The organism is Sphingopyxis sp. C-1, from assembly GCF_001047015.1.
Classification (GTDB): domain Bacteria; phylum Pseudomonadota; class Alphaproteobacteria; order Sphingomonadales; family Sphingomonadaceae; genus Sphingopyxis.
In genome coordinates this window covers 286,481-304,098 of sequence record NZ_BBRO01000001.1, presented here as the reverse complement: position 1 = coordinate 304,098, position 17,618 = coordinate 286,481, and the positions used below count along the sequence as shown (strand labels likewise).

Genomic DNA, 17,618 nt, shown 5'->3' with positions numbered 1-17,618 from the left:
ACTCCTGAAATATCGTTGCCCCCAAACTAGGGCGTCGGTGCGTCCGGCTCAAGGGCTGAGCCCGGCAAATTCGCCTTGGTTGCCGTCAAGCCCGGCTTGTGTGCATCGAGCAACGCGTCGTCCAGCCGGATCAGCCGGGCAGCCGCCGTATAGAGCAACGCCGCCTCGACTCGCCGGCCCGGAAAAATGGCGGCAAGCGCATCGCGATACGCGGCCATCTGGCGAAGATAGGCGGGCTGAACGTCGGCAGCGCTCGCCGGCACATGTCGCCCCGTCTTGTAATCGACCACCGTCACGGTCCCATCGGCGACGAGCAGCCGGTCGACGATGCCGGCGACGACGACGCCGTCCACCACCGCCGACAGGGGCACTTCGGCGAGCGAATCAGGTCCGAACAGCCCCGCATGCGCGGGATCGTCCAGAACGCCCAATACCTCGTCCACCATTGCCCCCCGCGCGCTGTCGTCCAGCGCCGCCGCCTGCATCTTGAGCCAATGTTCCGCCGCGATACGTCGACGCGCGGGCGCCACCGGCGGCAACCGTTCGAACAGTGCATGAAGCAGCAGGCCACGCTCGACTGCAACCGACCGTTCGCCGCCCTGCGGCGGCGATGCGACATCGTCCTCGCCCAGCGCGGACGGCGCAAGCGGGCGCGGCGGGCGTGCCTCTTCTGGGGCGGGCTTCGTCGCCCAATCGGGGATAACCACTCCAGGCGTCCCGGCAACCGGCTTGTCCCGCCGCCGCGCCCACGCCTTTTCATTCACGGCATGGACGCGCTTTTGCCCCCAGCGCGGTCCGGCATCCTGCCAATCGCACCCCATGCCTTCCATTACCCGGTCGACCGCCGCATGCCAGCACAGTTCGGGCAGCGAACGATCCTCCTTCTTCGTGACGCCGGTAACTATGAGCAATTCCTCGGCCCGCGTCATCGCGACATAGAGCAGCCGCCAATGTTCCTCGATCTCGGCGCGCGCCTTGGCATCATGGGCGGCGGCGATCGCGCCGTATCGTTCGTCGCGCCCCATGCCGAACACGGGCAGCCTGTCCCAGCCTTCGAACGACAGGTCGAACCCGCGCTGGCGCTGCTCCGGGTCGTCGGTTGCATCGGCAAGGATGACGATCGGCGCCTGCAACCCCTTCGACCCGTGCACGGTCATCACGCGCACGACATCGCTGCGGGCTTCAGTCTGGCGCTTGATATCGACACGACTCGCCTCGACGTCGCTCAGAAAGGCGAGCAGCGAGGGGATATGCAATCGCTCGAACGCAAGCGCCTGGTTCAGCAATTCGTCGATCGGATCGCGCGCCTCGCGCCCCAGCCGCGCATAAAGCCTCCGACGCCCCTGCATCGGTCCCGACAGCACGTGATCGAGGAAACGATAGGGCGTCGTGAAATCGGCCATGCCGAGCAATCCGCGCAGCGCCGTCATCGTCGAGGCGGGCACTTCGGCTTCGCGCGCGCGAAGCTGCTCCCACAAGGCGCGCTTGCCGCGGCCGTGGGCAAAGCCGAACAGATCATCCTGCGACCAGCCGATCAACGGCGACACCAGCAGCGCAGCAAGATTGAGATCGTCGAGCGGCTGGATCGCAAAACGCATCGCCGACAACAGGTCCTGCACGCCAAGCGGCTGCGTCAGCGCAAAGCGGTCGACCCCCGCGACGGGCACGCCAAGCGACTGCAACCGTGCAACTATCCGTGCCGCCAGGTCGCGGCGCCGACGGACGAGGATCAAAATATCGCCGGGCGCGACGCTGCGCCCGTCCTTGCCATGCTCGATCCAGCCCTGGACCTCGTCGGCAAGCGCTCGCGATAACCTGAGGCTCGCGGGATCGTTCGCGGGGGCGAGCGGATCGCCGCCGCCCTCCTCGGGCATATCCTCGTCCGCGCCTTCTTCGCTCTCGCCCTCGGCCGCTATCGCCTTGCCCACGGGCAGCGGCTGCCACAATTCCACACGTCCTGGATGCGCGCTGCGGAACGGCAGATGCGGCGGTTCATCGCTCGCGAGCCCCATCAGCCCGGTCCCGCCGCCCGCGACCCATTCGTCGACGACATCGAGCACCGCTGGGCTTGAACGATAATTTGTGACCAGGTCGACCTCAGCGAAGGGCTGACCACCGTCAGCCGCCCATTCGCCGAAGCGGATGCGTGCCGCCTCGAACGCGGCGGGCTCAGTTCCCTGAAAACCGAAGATCGCCTGCTTTCGGTCACCGACGGTGAACATCGTGCGGACGCGCCCGTCCTTTGCGCCCTCGCCCGCGAAAAACTCGTCAGCCAGCGCAGCGACGATCGCCCACTGCCGCGTATTCGTATCCTGTGCCTCGTCGACCAATATATGGTCGGTGCGCTGGTCGAGCTTGAAGCGTACCCATTCGCCGAACTGGCCGAGCCGCAGCAGCGACCCGGCGATCGCAATTAGATCGTCGAAATCGGCGAGCCCGCCCTCGCGCTTCGCCAGTGCATAGGCCTCGGCAAAGCGGCTCCCCAGATCCCACGCCGCAGCCAGTTCGTCGGCAACCCGCATCGCGGTCGCCGAAGCAAGCAGGCTTTGCGCCGCCTCGACGACGCGCACTGCGCTATCCAGACAATCGGTCATCCGCCCCTTGTCGCCCGCGAAATCGGCGCGCAGCTCGCCCTTGCCGGTGAGGAAACAGCCAAGCAGGTCGCGGAGCGTCGCTGCACGGGCCGGCGCATCGGCGGCCAGCCAGCGCGCCATCGCGTCCGCACAGCCGAGCCCCGTCTTCGTCCCCCAATTCGCGCCGCTCGCCGCGACCATGCCGATATGCGCGTCGCTGATAGCTCCGTCCGCGATCCTCCCCGCCAGCCAGGCGTCGGGATCGCCATCGGGCAGCCGCAGCGCCGCGCGCAGATCATGTGCACGCGGCGGCAGGACGCGCGTCTGGAACGGCGCGGCAAAGGCGTGTGCGCAACGGACAAGGAACGCCATCGCGGCATCCTGCCCCATCCGCCGCGACAGCATCGCAGCCTGCCCCCGCATTGCGTCGCCGTCGGCGCCGGCCTCGGCGAGCAGCTTTCCCATCACTTGCCGCTGCAACTCCGCCGCCTCACCCTCTTCGAGCGCGCGAAAGCCCGGCATGATCTTCGCCTCGAGCGGGAAGCTCGCGAGCAGCGTCTGGCAGAAGCTGTGGATCGTCTGGACGCGGATCGCGCCCGGGGCGCTGTCGATCACGGTGGCAAAGAGTGAGCGAGCACGATCGAGGACGCCCGGTTGCTGCCAATCGGCGCCGAGCGCATTGAGGTCGACCCGCAAGTCGGCGTCGCCCATCCGTACCCACAGGGCCAGCCGCTCGTGGATGCGGTGCGCCATCTCTGCGGCGCCCGCCTTGGTGAAGGTGATGCAAAGGATCGCGTCGGGCGCGACCCCCGCTAGCATCAACCGCAGCACCCGTGCCGACAGCACCTGCGTCTTGCCCGTCCCCGCCGAAGCGCCGAGCCAGACATGCTCGCCCGGCTCGGCCGCTGCCTGTTGGCCGGGATCGAGATCGTGGAGCCGCGTCATGGCAGTTCGCCGCCCAAATCTCTGCCACGCCCGAACCATTCATCACGGCGCATCAACTGGTCGTAATCGGTAAAGCGCTTTGCATTGTCGCCCGGCGCGAACGCGCCGTCGCCGAGCAAATAGGAGGCAGTCAGTTCGGCGAACGCGTCATAGGCCCGCGCAACCGCCTCTTCGGCAGTTTTGAGCTTGCGCCGCGACCCATGCGTGGCCGCGATGCTGCCGTCGACAGCTTTGGCGCGGTCGGCCTTCAGGCTCCAATATTCGAGCGCGTTGATCGGTCCTGCGGCCACGCCGTCAACCTTGCCCATTTCGGCGAGCAGCCCGAGCAGACCCAATTGATTATCGAGCCCACCCGCCGCCGCGCTGCCGCTCGGCGCCGCCCCTGTCTTGTAATCGACGATGGCAAGACTGCCGTCGGACAGCCGGTCGATGCGATCGGCCTTGCCTGACAGGCGAATGCCGTCGAGTTCGTGCATGCCGCTAGCCTCTGTCGCGATCGGCTCGCGCCCCTCGATGCGGGCTTCCCACACGCGCCCTGCCGCCCAGCGCAGCGCCGGCTCGATCCGCGGGAACCAGAATGCGCGCGCGAGCGCATCGAGCGCTGGGTCGTCCAGCAGGCGGCCGAGTTCGACCTCGAGCGCGTCGGGCGTCGCCCCGGCGCGCTGCCAATCCTCCATGAACGCATGGACGCGCGTGCCGAGCCACCGCGGATCGGGGCCGGCGCGCAGCGGATCGAGCACCGACAGCCGCAGGATGCGTCCCGCGTAAAAGGCGTAAGGATCCTTCGCAAGCAGGTCGACGCCGGTGACGCTGATATGGTCGGGCCGCGCGTCGACGGGCGGCCGCGGCTCCGGCATCCGCGCTGGCGCGATTGGCCCCGCCGGCACATCGAGCGCCGCCGCCAGTGCCGTGACACTGTCGCCGCCCACACGCGCTTCGGGCAATTCGCCCGCAAGCGCCGCGAGCCGCAGCCAGAAGCGCGATGCCACCGCCGGGTCGCCGCCGCTGCGCATCGCGCGCGTCACCACCACCTTGCGCGCCGCAAAAGCGCCCGCGAAATCATGCGCTGCCGCGCCCTGCTGGCGTTCGGGCGCGGCAAGCCCCAGCATTCGCCGGATGCCCGGTGCAAGCCACGGGTCGGGGCTTTGCTGCTGCGGCCAGCGACCTTCGTCGAGCCCGCCGAGGATCATCACATCGGCGCGCTGCAACCGCGCTTCGAGCAGCCCCCAGATGAACAATCGCGGATGCCCGCCATAGGGCGGCCGCACGCTTTCTCCCGACAGGAGATCGGTCAGCATCGCTGGGAAATCGTCGGGCGCTACGAGCGCCGGTCCGTCGCCCTTCGCGAGCGCCCAGCGATCGAAGATTTCGGACAGCGCGCGGCCCGCGTGCCCTGACCACACGCCGTCGCCGGTCAACCAGCCGAGCGCCGACTGCAATGCGCCGAGCAAAACCGATGGCGGTGCGGAGGCGCCCGCTTCAAACGGCGCGAGCGCCGCTCCGAGCCCTGCGACGACATCGTCCCACCATGGTTCGATCGCCTGCGCTGCCGAATGACCGCGCGCCTTCGGATCGGCGGCGAGCGCCGCGATACGCGCCGTAACCCCGCCCCAGCCCGGCACCAGTCCGGGGCCGCGCAGCACCAGATCGAGCCGCCGCACCTGATCGAGCCAACCGAGCCTTGTATCGCCCGCACGCACGAGCGGATGGCCGAGCAGCGCGATCAGGCGCACCGGGTCGAACGCCGCGGCGAATTCGGCGAGCGCGAGCAGCAGCGCGCCTGGCGGTGTCTGTCCCAGCGGTTGCCCCGCGCTGTCGTCGACCGATATGTCCCAACGTGCGAGCGCCGCCGCGACACGCGTCGCCAGTCCCCGGTCGGGTGTCACCAACGCCGCCGTGCGCGCAGGCGTTTCGAGCGCCGCGCGCATCATCAGCGCAATTCCCTGCGCTTCCTGCCCGTCATCGCCGAACACTGCGGCAGTCACCCCGGCAATGCCCTCGCCCAGATCGCGCGCCTGCTGCCAGCGGGCGGTGTAATCGGCGGGCGCGAACAGCAGCGAGGTGAAGGACGCACGTGCATCGGGGCCGTCAAAGGGAGAGGCTGCGTCCCACGACTGCACCTCGTCCCGCGACACGCCCATGCGACCAAGCAGCAACTTCAGATGATATTGCGGATGCGTTTCAAGCGGCCGGTCGCCGGGTTTTTCGGGATCCGTTTTCACCGGCCCCAGCGCTTCCCATTCCTCGCCCGCCATGCCGATGTCGAGCCCCGGCAGCACGACCATCCCCTGTGGCAGATCCGCAACGGTGCGCAGCAGGCGCGCTATCGCAGGCGCCGCTGTCGTCACGCCCGCCGCGACGACGAAGCGTGCGGGCGGTGCCACGCGCCATCCGCGGCTCACCCGTTCAAGCAAACGGTTGCGGCGGTCGGCGCGATCGATATGGCCGGTTGTCGCGAGCAGCTTTGGCCATTGATCGACGAGCAGCGACAGCCGCCGCCACGACGCCTGCCAATGCCCCGCCAGATCGCCGAGCGCGCTTTCGATATCGGCCAGCCGCGCGGGCGCGACCTCCTCATAATGCAGTTGGTCGATCACGCGCCCCAGCCCCTCGGCAAGCTGGAAGGCGGCAGCGCCGGTGATCGGGTCTTCACCCGCCGGAACATGTTTCTCTATCAGCCCCGCAAGCATCAACCTCCGCTTCAGCGCGTCGATCGCGGGCGGGATTGCGTCGCTCTCATCGATGGGGTCGAGCGCGAGGGCAACGCTCTCATCAAGGTCGGCGTCGCCGATCACCGCGAGCCTGGGCATCAGCAGCCCCGAACCGCTCGCGCGCACGAACGCCGCCTGCACCGCGCTCCGCGCGCGATTGCTCGGCAGGATGATCAACCCGTTCGCCAGCCCGAGCGCGCCGTCGGCATATCGCGCGATCAGCCCCGCCGCGAGCGCATCCGCAAAGGCCCGTTGGACCGGAATGGAAAAGATGGTGGGTTTGGCGTCAGCCATCCGTCAGTGCGGCTTCGGTCGGCGCAATGCTCGCCGGAGTGCCGACATCGAACCATTGCCCCATATGCGACAGGCCGTAAAGCCGCCCCGCCGCAATCGCGCGGTCCCACAAGATGTTCGTCGAAAACGCTCCCTCAGGCGCGTCATCGAGCAGCCGCGGCGAGATGAGCTGGATGCCCGTATAGACGAAGGGCGCGATCCGTCCCGGCTTGCGACGCGACAGCTTGCCGTCGCCGTCCATATGGAAATCGCCGCGCCCGCCATGCCCCGTCGCGCTCGCCTGCCGGATCAGCAGCAACAGCGCGTCCATCTTGTCGCCATCCCAGTGGCGCGCGAGATGGCGGATGCTGTCCTGCGGCCCGTCGGTCCAGATATTGTCGCTGTTGACGATCAGGATCGGATCGCCGGTAAGCTGCGGCAGCGCTTTGACCATCCCGCCGCCGGTTTCCAGCAGCAGGTCGCGCTCGTCGGAAATCGCGATCGTGAACTTGCGCTTCTGCGCCGCCAGATGCGCCTCCAATGCGTCCGCCAGATAATGGACATTGACCACGACATGCTCGACACCCGCCGCCTCGATCCGGTCGAGGCTGTGGTCGATCAGCGCCTTGCCCGCAACCCGCACCAGCGGCTTTGGCCGCGTCGCGGTCAGCGGGCGCATGCGCTTGCCGATGCCCGCCGCCATCACCATCGCACTTTCGATCTTCACGCTCACAGCCAAGCCTCCGCCCGTTTCGAAGCGGGGACATTGGCGTCGAACCATTGCCGAACGGGGACAAGCGCCGGATGCGCGAGATCGCGTTCGAGCAGCCCCCACATGCGCGGCTGGAAGCTTTTATAATGCGGCTTGTTGTCGCGTTTCCACAGGCGGACAAAAACGCCGAGAATGCGCGTGTTGCGCTGCGCCGCGAGCGCCCAATAGGCACGCTCGATATCCTGCCCGGTCGCCGTCTGGTAACGCGCCAGCATTGCGGTCTCGACCGCCGGACTCACGTCGCGCCGCGCATCTTCGAGCACCGAGGCGAGGTCATAGGCGGGATGCCCAACGAGCGCGTCCTGAAAATCGAGCAGGCCATAGTGCGCGATGCCGTCCTTGCCCGGTACGAGCATGATATTTTCGGCATGATAGTCGCGCAGCACGGTTACCCTGGGCAAACCGTCCTGTTCGACCGGCGTCAGCACCTCGGCCCAGGCAGCGCGAAACGCATCGCGATCGACCTCGATATCCAGTGCCGGACAATACCAGTCGCTGAACAGCATCACCTCGTCGAGCCATTGCTCCAACCCATGTACCGGCAGTCCGTCCATCGGCGGCCGCGCATGCAGATGCACGAGCAGGTCGGTAACGCCCGCATAATAGTCAGCCTCGGTGTGCGGCGCCTCGTCGACCGTCTCACGCAGCCGCACATCGCCGAAATCGTCGATCAGCAGCAGGCCCTGCTCCAGATCGCGCGCGAGAATCGTCGGCGCGGTCAGTCCCTGTTCGCACAGAAATTCGGCAACCGCGATGAACGGGCGCGGGTCTTCATGCGGCGGCGGCGCATCCATCAGCACTGCCTGCCGCCCCTTATCGACGACACGGAAATAGCGGCGGAAGGACGCATCGCCGGCGAGCGGCAAAATCTGGGCATCGCCCCAGCCATGCGCGGCAAGAAAGGCGGGCGCGTGGGCGGGCGGAATCATGGGAGCGGCCATCTTGCTCCCCAAGCCGCAGGCACATCGGCTGTCAAGACGCGCGCGTCACCTTCACCCGAAATCCGGAGCAGCAGCGCCCCGGGCCAGCCGTCTTCGCCCAGTCGCTCGGGCCATTCGATCAGCAGCGCTCCGTCATAAAGATAATCGTCGAGGCCAAGTTCGATCAGTTCATGCGCATCCTCGATCCGGTACAAATCGACATGCGCGATGGGCAGGTCGACTTCGGGCGGCGCATAGGGTTGGACGATCGCAAAAGTCGGACTTGGCGCCTCACCGGCCAACCCCCGCTCCTTCAGCATCGCACGCGCCAGCGTCGTCTTGCCCGCGCCGAGATCGCCCGATAGCAAAATGACATCGCCGGGCCGCAACGCCGCACCGATCGCCGCGCCGATCCGCTCGGCCTCGCCCAGGTCATATTGCGTGGAGAAGTTCGTCATGCGCCGCGCGGCAGACTGATGCGCACGAGCGTGCCCTGCCCCTGCTCGCTCACCACTTCCATCGTCCCGCCATGCGCCGCAACGAGCTGCCGCGCAAGCGCGAGGCCGATGCCGCCCGTCGCGGTGCCCCCCTGTTGCCCCTTGGCGACCGCAACGGCCGTCTCGGGCATCCCGGGGCCATTGTCGGACACGATGATGTCGATCCCCCGCGCATCGCCATCGGCATGCAGCAGCACGCGTCCGCCGGATTTACGCGACGGCGCGGTAAAGCGAACCGCGTTGTCGAGCAATCCTGCGACGAGGCGCGACAGGCGCGGCGCATCGCCGTCGATCTGGCCGAGGTTTGCGGAGATGTTACCCACCAGCTCGACCTTCTCGCTATCGGCAAAGGCTTTGGCGTCGGCCAGCGCATCTTGCAGCAGCCCACGGATATCGACCGGCATACGCTCGACCGCAAGCGTCCCCGCCTCACCCTGTGCCAGGTCCAGCACATTGTCGATCTGGCGCCCGAGCACGCCGACCGAATCCATGATCGCATCGATATAGGCGCGCTGCTGGTCGCCGAGTTTGCCGGCATAGCCCGCCTGCAACATCTCGCCGAAGCCGCCGATCGAGGTCAGCGGCGTCCGCAGTTCGTAACTCATCCGCGACAGGAAAGCGGTCTTCGACTTGTCGGCCGCTTCAAGCGCCTCGTTGCGTTCGCGCAGCGCGCCTTCCATTTTCCGGCTCGCGGTGATGTCGAGCATGATGAGCAGCGCATTGCCGTCTGGCAGCGGGATCGATGCAAAATCGAAATGGCGCCCGTCGGCGAACCGGACTTCTCCGACGCGTTGCTGCCGTTCGAGCGTCGCGGCGCGGATGACCTCCTGCACGATGCTGATCTGGTTCGGTTTCGCGAGCCGGTCGGCCAGCCCGCCCATCAACGCGTCGACTCTCGGGTGCGCCGCAAGCGTCGGCTCGTCGATGCCCCAAAGGCGGCGGAACCGCTGGTTCCACAGATGCAGCCGCCCGTCGGGCGCGAACACGGCGACCGCCTCGAACAGATTGTCGAAGGTCGCAGTACGAACTCGCAGCAATGTATCGCGCGCGCCCGCAAGCTGCACCTGCTCGGTCTTGTCCTCGGCGATCAGCAGCAGGCCGCCATCGGGGGTAGGTTGCGCAACGACGTGAAGGTGCGTGCCGTCGCGCAGCAACCAATCCTCTTCGCTCGCCTCGGCCTGCGCGAACCAGTCGACATGCGCCTGGCGCCATTCGGGATAGTTGCGCACCTCGGGCGTCCGCCCGCCCTCGCGCCAGGCGTCGAGCAGCCGCGCGAACGGAAGCGCTTCCGCGACATCGTCGGCTTCCAGCGCGAACAACCGGCGGAACGGCAGATTGGCAAAGCTCAGGCCCTGATCGGGACCGAATTGCGCGACCGCCGCTGACAAACGGTCGAGCAATTCACGCTGCGTATCGACAAAGCGGCGATGCGCACCGCGTTCGGTTTCGAGTTCCTGAATGTCGATCGCATAGCCCGCAACACCGATCACGCGCCCGCCCTCGGGCGCCAGCGGCACATCGACGACGCGCATGATGCGGCGCTCGCCCTGGATCGTTACCGGGATCGTACGCATTTGCGCCGAACCCGCCACGCGCGCTTCGTCGGCGGCTTCGGCGGCGCTGATCCCCGCGACGGTCTCGCACAGCTCGATTCCGCCGTCGATCACCGCGGTCGCGCTCTTCGCTTCGACCGCGCGGACATAGGCATTATTCACCAATGCGAGATTGAGGTCGGTGTCGCGGAACCACATCGGAAAGGGCGCGGCCTCGATCAGTCCCGACAGTGCCTCGAAGGCCGCCATCGCTTCGCCGCGCTCGCGGCGTGCGTGCGCAAGCGCCTGCTGCCCATCGGTCGCATCGCTCAGCCACAGCAATACGCCGCCCGGTCCGCCGACCGCCTGCGGTGCAGCGGCCCCATGAACGATAATCGTGCGGCTGCTGCCGTCGGGCTTCAGGCTCAGCGAGAACGGCTTGGCGCCCCGTTGCGCTCCCAGGATCGCCTGGCGCAGCGCGTCGTGAGCAGCGGCATCGAGCCCGCTTCCCAATCCGCGCAGTTCATCAAAATTTCGCGGCCCACGGTCCAGCCCGAGCCAGCGTCCAAGCCGCTCGCTAGCCTCGATCCGCCAGTCGGCCCGCACAATCACGGGAAGCTGGGGTGACGCCTCGACGAGGCTCGCCAGGCGCTCGGCCTGCCCGGCGACGAATGCCGAGCGGCGCTGCATCGCGATCCCACGCACCGTAGCCCACACGCCGGCGATGAACCACAGCGCCGCGAACAGGCCGAGGGCGAACAAAAGCTCCGGGGAAAGCGATCCGCTCATCCCGCTTCAAATCCACCTTTGTCCGAATATCCCGCGCGCATGATCGCCTGCCCTAAAGACGATGGAGTCATGTTTCAATCGCATGTCATACGGATCGGCGCGCCGCATCGTCCGATGGGCGCGCCGTCCACAGTTTTCTATCGGTCGAAAGAGGGGCCAGCCCTCGTCCGATCAATAACGATAATGGTCGGGCTTGAACGGGCCTTCGACCGGCACGCCGATATAATCGGCCTGCTTCTGGCTCAGTTGGCTAAGCTTCACGCCCAGCTTTTCGAGGTGAAGCGCCGCGACCTTTTCGTCGAGATGCTTGGGCAGGACGTACACGTCATTCTTGTACTGCTCGCTACGCGTCCAAAGCTCGATCTGCGCAAGCGTCTGGTTGGTGAAGCTCGCCGACATCACGAAGCTCGGGTGGCCCGTCGCGTTGCCCAGATTGACCAGGCGGCCCTTCGACAGGATGATGATCTGCTTGCCGTCGGGGAACTCGACCAGGTCGACCTGCGGCTTCACTTCGGTCCACTTGTAATTGGCGAGCGCCGCAATCTGGATCTCGCTGTCGAAGTGGCCGATGTTGCAGACGATCGCCATATTCTTCATCGCCGCCATATGTTCGGCAGTGATGACGTCGGCGTTGCCGGTCGCGGTGACGAAAATGTCCGAACGCTTGACCGCTTCGTCCATCGTCACGACCTCGAAACCTTCCATCGCCGCCTGCAGCGCGCAGATCGGATCGATTTCGGTGACGAGGACGCGGGCACCGCCGTTACGCAGCGACTGCGCCGAGCCCTTGCCGACGTCGCCGAAGCCCGCGACGGTCGCAACCTTGCCCGCGAGCATCACGTCGGTGCCGCGGCGGATCGCGTCGACCAGCGATTCCTTGCAACCATAAAGATTGTCGAACTTCGACTTGGTGACGCTGTCATTGACGTTGATCGCGGGGAAAGGCAGCTCGCCCTTCTTCGCAATGTGGTACAGGCGGTGGACACCGGTCGTCGTTTCTTCCGACACGCCCTTGATCGCCTTGACCGTCTTGGTCAGATAGCCGGGGTGCGCGGCAACGAACGCCTTCAGCGCGCGCTGCATCTCGATCTCTTCTTCATTCTCGGGCGCCGGCATGGTTTCGCCGGCTTCGAGCTTCGCACCCCACAGCGCGAACATCGTGGCGTCGCCGCCGTCGTCGAGGATCAGGTTGCAGGTCGTGCCGTCTTCCACACCCCAGTCAAAGATGCGGCCGACATAGTCCCAATAATCGGCAAGGCTTTCGCCCTTAACCGCGAACACCGGCACGCCCGACGCGGCGATCGCGGCGGCGGCATGGTCCTGGGTCGAGAAGATGTTGCACGTCGCCCAGCGAACTTCGGCGCCGAGCGCGGTCAGCGTCTCGATCAGCACTGCGGTCTGGATCGTCATGTGCAGCGATCCGGTAATGCGCGCGCCCTTCAGCGGCTGCGCCGCGCCGAACTCGCTGCGCAGCGCCATCAGGCCCGGCATCTCGGTTTCGGCGATGTTGATTTCCTTGCGCCCGAAGTCGGCGAGACCGATGTCGGCGATCACATAATCATGGGTGTCGGCGGCGAGAGTAGCCACGGGGGATTCTCCATATTGCTATTCGACCGCAGGCGAGCGGCCACGAAATTATCGTGCGCGCCCTAGCCGAAACACCGCCGCCGATCAAATATAAACTTTTCTTTATATCGCATATGGGAACCGCCTCGACGCCCGACTGCCGACACGCGAATCGGCGCGCAAAATGCACGCACCCCCAGAAAAAAATTTTGCCGGCCGCAATTGTGACAATCCGTGCCGCCCAATTGTGACACGGAGTCGCGGAGCCCAAGATTCTGAAAATCCTGACTTATAATGCGCCTTGCGTTTAGCTTAATTCGATATTGTGACAACAGTGTTACAAACCCCCGAAAATATTGACTTTTCCTGCGCTGCGCGAGAAAATCGGTGAAAGTTTTCGGGGAGATACGAAAGATGAAAAAAATTCTGCTGCCGCTCTTTGCCCTGGCTTTCGCAAGCCCTGTCGCGGCGCAATCGATCGTCGTCGTGACCGCTGCGCAGCCCGATTCGGACGCGCTGCCGGTCGCCTTTGCCGAGTTGAAGGCAGGCGAAAACCGCGCCGCGGTCGACAAGCTTATCGGGGAAACGACGCTCGACGCGCGCGACCCGTCACGCCTCATCAATCTGGGTACCGCTTACGCTCGTCTGGGTCGCACCGTCGAAGCCGCCGCAGCCTATGACACCGCGATCGGCAGTCCGATCCGCTACGACGTCGAACTCGCGAACGGCGACTATGTCGACTCGCGCTGGGCCGCGCGCACGGCACTCGCAAACCTCAATCAGGGCAAACCGCTGCTCGCATTGGCTCGATAAAAGAAACAAGGAAGCGTCGCCCCCGCGGAGGCGGGAGCCGCGGGAGGCCTTAACGCTACACCGATAACGACCCCCGCCTTCGCGGGGGCGACGGCTAGCTGGAGCTTAGGCCTCGCCGCCTTCTGTCGTCAGCAAGCGGGCGTCCACTCCCGCTTCGGCAAACGCCGCCTGCCACCGTTCGGCGGGCGGCGTTTCGAATAGCAGGCCGTCGCTGCCCGGCGTTACGTGCCAGCCATGGCGAACGAGCTCGCTTTCGAGTTGCCCCGGCGACCATCCCGCATAGCCCAGCGCCACCAGCCAGCGCGACGGGCCACGCCCCTCGCCGATCGCGCGCAATATGTCATGCGAACTCGATACCATCCAGCGATCGCCAACCTGTACGGCCTCCTGCCCACCCCAATCGCGGCTGTGCAGCACAAAACCGCGCGACGGCTCGACGGGTCCGCCAAGGAAAACCGGCTGGTCGAGCGGAACCTCATGTTCGATTTCGAGCTGGTCGAGCACCGCGCCGACGGTCATCCCGTCGATCGGCTCGCCGATGCCGATCCCCATCGCGCCCTCTTCGTCATGGCTGATCATCGCGATCACCGAATGCTCGAAACGGGGATCGCCGATGCCCGGCAGCGCAAGCAGCAGCTGGCCGGTGAACCAGGTGGGGTCTGTGCTCATGACGTCACCATGCCTTCTTGCGGCGACATGGTCCAGCTTTTCGATCAATTCGCGCCGCGCGCTTGACTCGCCGTCCGGCACATCCAATGTCACCGCCACCAAAATCCCCTCGATGAAAGGATGCCGACCAATGACGATCCAGACCGGAGACAAGCTTCCCGACGCGACCTTCGTAAAGGTCACCGAAAGCGGCCCCGAACAAGTCACGACCGCCGATTATTTTAAGGGCCGCAAGGTCGCGCTCTTTTCGGTTCCCGGTGCCTTCACCCCGACCTGCTCCGCGAAACACCTGCCGGGCTTCGTCGACAAGGCCGATGAGCTGAAGGCCAAGGGCGTCGACGAGATCGTCTGCACCGCGGTCAACGACGCTTTTGTGATGGGCGCGTGGGGCAAGAGCGCCAGCGCGGGCGACAGCGTCACGATGCTCGCCGACGGCAATGGCGCGTTCGCCGAAGCCGTGGGCCTCACCATGGACGGCACCGCCTTCGGCATGGGCAAGCGCGGCCAGCGTTTCTCGATGATCGTCAACGACGGCGTGGTCGAACAGCTCAACGTCGAAGCGCCGGGCGAATTCAAGGTGTCGAGCGCCGACCATATGCTCGAACAGCTCTGATTTGTGGGAGGGGCGGCGCGGTCGACGCGCCGCCTTCTCCTTCTTCGACACCCGGACTTGATCCGGGGTCCCGCTTCTGCAACGTCGCTCAGCGGGACCCCAGGTCAAGCCCGGCGCGACGCAATTGGGGGAGGCCGCCCCTCTTCCCTTTTGTCATAATTTCGTGCAACAGCGTCGCGATGACAGCCAACTCATCGCAAGACAGCACCGATCCCACCGCCCTCGTTGAAGGGATCATCACCGAGCTGCAGGACCGCTTCCGCGCTTCGGTTTCCAATCTCAAATCTGCCATCGCCGCCTATGTGCACGATCGCACCCTGCCGCCGGCCGACGCCGCCGCGAAGGGTCTGTTCGACTATCCGGCGATCCGCCTGACGACAACGGGCGAGCAGCGCGAGGGCCAGAAGGGCCACAATCTCGCTTTCGGCCGCTTCGAGCGTGCAGGCGAGTTCGTCACCACCGTAACGCGCCCCGACCTGTTTGCCGACTATCTGCGCGAACAGCTCATGCTCCTCGCGCGTCACTATGACATCACGCTCGAGGTGACGCGCACGGGGCAGCAGATCCCCTTCCCCTACGTGCTCGACGCCAGCGATGGGTCGGACATGGGCGGGGTCACGCCGCTCGAATTGGCCCGCCATTTTCCGACCACGGAACTGGCCGACATCGGCGACGAGCTTGCCGACGGCCTGTTCGGACAGGACCCCGCGGCATCGCAGCCGCTCGCGCTGTTCGATGCGCTGCGCACTGACTTCAGCCTGGCGCGCCTCCGCCACTATACCGGCACTGCGCCCGAGCATTTTCAGCGCTACATTCTCTTCACCAACTACCACCGCTATGTCGACGAGTTCGTCGCCTGGGCAGGGTCGCAGGTGGGGCAGGGTCGCTATACCGCGCTCGCGGGCGCTGCGGGCCTCTATGTCGACCAACCCGGCGTCAACGCCAGCGCGCTCGTCGCCGACAGCGCCTGGCGCCGGCACCAGATGCCCGCCTATCACCTCATCGCGCCCGACGGCGGCGGCATCACGCTGGTCAACATCGGCGTCGGCCCGTCGAACGCAAAGACGATCTGCGACCATCTCGCGGTGCTCCGTCCGGAGGCCTGGCTGATGATCGGCCACTGCGGCGGCCTTCGTCCCAGCCAGCGTATCGGCGACTATGTTCTCGCCCACGCATATCTGCGCGACGACCATATCCTCGACGCGGTGCTGCCGGTTGCCATCCCGATCCCGCCGATTGCCGAAGTGCAGGTCGCGCTCGCGACCGCCGCCGAAACGGTGTCCGGCGCCACCGGCGCCGACCTCAAGAAGCGCATGCGTACCGGCACCGTCGTCACCACCGACGACCGCAACTGGGAGCTGCGCTACACCGACAGCGCGCTGCGCTTCTCACAATCGCGCGCGATCGGCATCGACATGGAATCGGCAACGATCGCCGCGCAAGGCTATCGCTTCCGTGTCCCCTACGGCACCCTGCTCTGCGTCAGTGACAAGCCGCTCCACGGCGAACTCAAGCTGCCTGGACAGGCAAACCGCTTCTACGAAGAAGCAATCGCCGCGCATCTTCAGATCGGCATCCGCGCGTGCGAGACGATGCGCGACGAAGGGGCCAAGCTCCACAGCCGCAAACTGCGCGCTTTCAACGAGCCGCCGTTCCGGTGAGCGGGGCGCCGCTGTCGCGCTCGGTCGCAGGCCGCGTCGCCATCGTCACCGGTGCGGCGAGCGGCATGGGCCGCGCGACCGCGCTGCTGCTGGCGAGCGAAGGCGCGAAGGTCGCAGTGACGGATCTCGACCTCGCCGCATGCGAGGCCGTCGCCGCCGAAGCCGGCCCGAACGCCAAGGCCTTCGCACTGGACGTCGCCGAAGGCGAGGCGATCAAGGCGACCGTCGCCGCCATCGCCGCGCATTTTGGTGGCATCGACATCCTCATCAACAACGCCGGCGTCTCCAGCTTCGCCCCGCTTGACGCGGAGGATGACTATGAGGCGATCTGGCACCGCGCCCTCGCGGTGATGCTGACCGCGCATCAGCGCATGGTCCGCTCCGCGCTGCCATTCCTCCGCAAAAGCGACGCTGCGCGCATCGTCAACATTGCCTCGACCGAAGGCCTGGGTGCAACGCCGGGCGACACACCATATGTCGCGGCAAAGTCGGGTGTCGTCGGCCTCACCCGCGGCCTCGCGGTCGATCTTGGCAAGGACGGGATCACGGTCAACTGCATCTGCCCCGGCCCGATCCGCACCGGCATGACCGACAAGGTCCCGGAAGAAGACAAGGCCGTTTTCGCAAGACGCCGCACCGCGCTCCGCCGCTATGGCGAACCTGAAGAAGTAGCGCATATGACACTCAGCCTCGTGCTGCCCGCCGCAAGCTATATCACCGGCGCGGTAATCCCCGTCGACGGCGGGCTGATGGCGCGGAACGCCTGAGGGACTGCTTTGGGGTGGCGAGCGGACATCCCGTCCCCCACTTCCGTCATCCCGGGCTTGACCCGGGATCCCGCTTTTTGACGCATTCACTGGCTTCAGCCTCAAGCGGGACCCCGGATCAAGTCCGGGGTGACGAGGATGTGGAGGGCAGCAACTGGTCGATTGCGCCTCATCCGCAAGATGGCCTATGGCCACCGGCGGTGAACGAAAAGGGAAAACAATGGCCGCGTCATTTTCAGCAGACGAGCGACGCGAGCATCTTGCTTATTGCGTCCAACTGTTTGGCGGGACCACCGCATTCTCGCGGCGCCTTGGCATAGACGAGCGGGCCATCCGCCGTTTTATCAATGGCGAGCGGCCCCTTGGTGACGGGCTTTTGGAAGACACCGCAAAGGCATTGCGCCTGCTCATCGATGAAGCAACCGCGGCCGAAGCACAGATCGCTGCCACGTTGCGCTTTCCGCCGGCCGATCCATCATAGCTGAAATCGGGCGTTTCCTGCTATTCAGTCGCCCAC

13 protein-coding genes are annotated in these 17,618 nt (G+C 66.1%); 5 read left to right on the top strand and 8 right to left on the bottom strand.

Annotated features, from left to right (window positions below; all coding sequences use genetic code 11):
* Positions 1–26: 26 nt before the first annotated feature.
* From addA to ahcY, 7 genes are all read right to left on the bottom strand, one after another.
* Entirely contained in the window at positions 27–3,518 is a 3,492-nt protein-coding gene (gene addA / locus SC1_RS01270) for a double-strand break repair helicase AddA (protein ID WP_062176518.1), read from the bottom strand.
* Positions 3,515–6,523: a double-strand break repair protein AddB gene (gene addB / locus SC1_RS01265; protein ID WP_062176514.1), complete on the bottom strand. Its 3,009-nt coding sequence runs from the start codon at positions 6,521–6,523 to the stop codon at positions 3,515–3,517. The genes addA and addB overlap by 4 nt, the downstream gene beginning before the upstream one ends.
* Positions 6,516–7,235 (bottom strand): nucleotidyltransferase family protein, encoded by a 720-nt coding sequence (locus SC1_RS01260; RefSeq protein WP_238586527.1) that lies wholly within the window; start codon positions 7,233–7,235, stop codon positions 6,516–6,518. The genes addB and SC1_RS01260 overlap by 8 nt, the downstream gene beginning before the upstream one ends.
* On the bottom strand, positions 7,232–8,203 hold the full coding sequence (locus SC1_RS01255; RefSeq protein WP_062176507.1) for an aminoglycoside phosphotransferase family protein: 972 nt from the start codon (positions 8,201–8,203) through the stop codon (positions 7,232–7,234). Before SC1_RS01255 ends, SC1_RS01260 begins: the two co-directional genes overlap by 4 nt.
* A complete protein-coding gene (gene tsaE, locus SC1_RS01250; RefSeq protein ID WP_062176504.1) occupies positions 8,200–8,652 on the bottom strand; it encodes a tRNA (adenosine(37)-N6)-threonylcarbamoyltransferase complex ATPase subunit type 1 TsaE in 453 nt (150 codons plus the stop codon). Before tsaE ends, SC1_RS01255 begins: the two co-directional genes overlap by 4 nt.
* Positions 8,649–11,012, bottom strand: a complete 2,364-nt coding sequence (locus SC1_RS01245; protein WP_062176501.1) for a PAS domain-containing sensor histidine kinase — start codon at positions 11,010–11,012, stop codon at positions 8,649–8,651. Before SC1_RS01245 ends, tsaE begins: the two co-directional genes overlap by 4 nt.
* Positions 11,013–11,183: 171 nt before the next feature.
* Positions 11,184–12,599 (bottom strand): adenosylhomocysteinase, encoded by a 1,416-nt coding sequence (gene ahcY, locus SC1_RS01240; protein ID WP_062176498.1) that lies wholly within the window; start codon positions 12,597–12,599, stop codon positions 11,184–11,186.
* 393 nt (positions 12,600–12,992) lie between these two features.
* Between ahcY and SC1_RS01235 the strand changes: the two genes are divergently transcribed.
* Positions 12,993–13,391: a hypothetical protein gene (locus SC1_RS01235; protein WP_062176495.1), complete on the top strand. Its 399-nt coding sequence runs from the start codon at positions 12,993–12,995 to the stop codon at positions 13,389–13,391.
* A gap of 105 nt (positions 13,392–13,496) precedes the next feature.
* On the opposite strand, the gene SC1_RS01230 is transcribed toward SC1_RS01235, so the two are convergent.
* Positions 13,497–14,060 (bottom strand): YqgE/AlgH family protein, encoded by a 564-nt coding sequence (locus tag SC1_RS01230; RefSeq protein WP_062183320.1) that lies wholly within the window; start codon positions 14,058–14,060, stop codon positions 13,497–13,499.
* Between the two features lie 130 nt (positions 14,061–14,190).
* Here SC1_RS01230 and SC1_RS01225 point away from each other — a divergent pair, with 130 nt between their 5' ends.
* The 4 genes from SC1_RS01225 to SC1_RS01210 all read left to right on the top strand — a co-directional run bounded on the left by SC1_RS01225 (position 14,191) and on the right by SC1_RS01210 (position 17,582).
* The gene (locus SC1_RS01225) at positions 14,191–14,673 is read left to right on the top strand and encodes a peroxiredoxin (protein ID WP_062176492.1); all 483 of its coding nucleotides are present in this window, start codon (positions 14,191–14,193) and stop codon (positions 14,671–14,673) included.
* A 179-nt stretch (positions 14,674–14,852) separates the two neighbouring features.
* Entirely contained in the window at positions 14,853–16,334 is a 1,482-nt protein-coding gene (locus SC1_RS01220) for an AMP nucleosidase (RefSeq protein WP_062176489.1), read from the top strand.
* Complete coding sequence (locus tag SC1_RS01215) at positions 16,331–17,101, top strand: SDR family NAD(P)-dependent oxidoreductase (RefSeq protein ID WP_062176486.1); 771 nt, start codon at positions 16,331–16,333, stop codon at positions 17,099–17,101. The genes SC1_RS01220 and SC1_RS01215 overlap by 4 nt, the downstream gene beginning before the upstream one ends.
* A gap of 220 nt (positions 17,102–17,321) precedes the next feature.
* Positions 17,322–17,582, top strand: coding sequence for a hypothetical protein (locus tag SC1_RS01210; RefSeq protein WP_062176483.1), 261 nt, complete (start codon positions 17,322–17,324; stop codon positions 17,580–17,582).
* The last annotated feature ends 36 nt before the right edge of the window (positions 17,583–17,618 follow it).

Excerpts from the sequence above, each read along its gene's own strand:
- addA (WP_062176518.1), bottom strand. The coding sequence starts at position 3,518 with ATGACGCGGCTCCACGATCTCGATCCCGGCCAACAGGCAGCGGCCGAG.
- addB (WP_062176514.1), bottom strand. The coding sequence starts at position 6,523 with ATGGCTGACGCCAAACCCACCATCTTTTCCATTCCGGTCCAACGGGCC.
- SC1_RS01255 (WP_062176507.1), bottom strand. The coding sequence starts at position 8,203 with ATGATTCCGCCCGCCCACGCGCCCGCCTTTCTTGCCGCGCATGGCTGG.
- tsaE (WP_062176504.1), bottom strand. The coding sequence starts at position 8,652 with ATGACGAACTTCTCCACGCAATATGACCTGGGCGAGGCCGAGCGGATC.
- SC1_RS01245 (WP_062176501.1), bottom strand. The coding sequence starts at position 11,012 with ATGAGCGGATCGCTTTCCCCGGAGCTTTTGTTCGCCCTCGGCCTGTTC.
- SC1_RS01235 (WP_062176495.1), top strand. The coding sequence starts at position 12,993 with ATGAAAAAAATTCTGCTGCCGCTCTTTGCCCTGGCTTTCGCAAGCCCT.
- SC1_RS01230 (WP_062183320.1), bottom strand. The coding sequence starts at position 14,060 with ATGAGCACAGACCCCACCTGGTTCACCGGCCAGCTGCTGCTTGCGCTG.
- SC1_RS01225 (WP_062176492.1), top strand. The coding sequence starts at position 14,191 with ATGACGATCCAGACCGGAGACAAGCTTCCCGACGCGACCTTCGTAAAG.
- SC1_RS01220 (WP_062176489.1), top strand. The coding sequence starts at position 14,853 with ATGACAGCCAACTCATCGCAAGACAGCACCGATCCCACCGCCCTCGTT.
- SC1_RS01210 (WP_062176483.1), top strand. The coding sequence starts at position 17,322 with ATGGCCGCGTCATTTTCAGCAGACGAGCGACGCGAGCATCTTGCTTAT.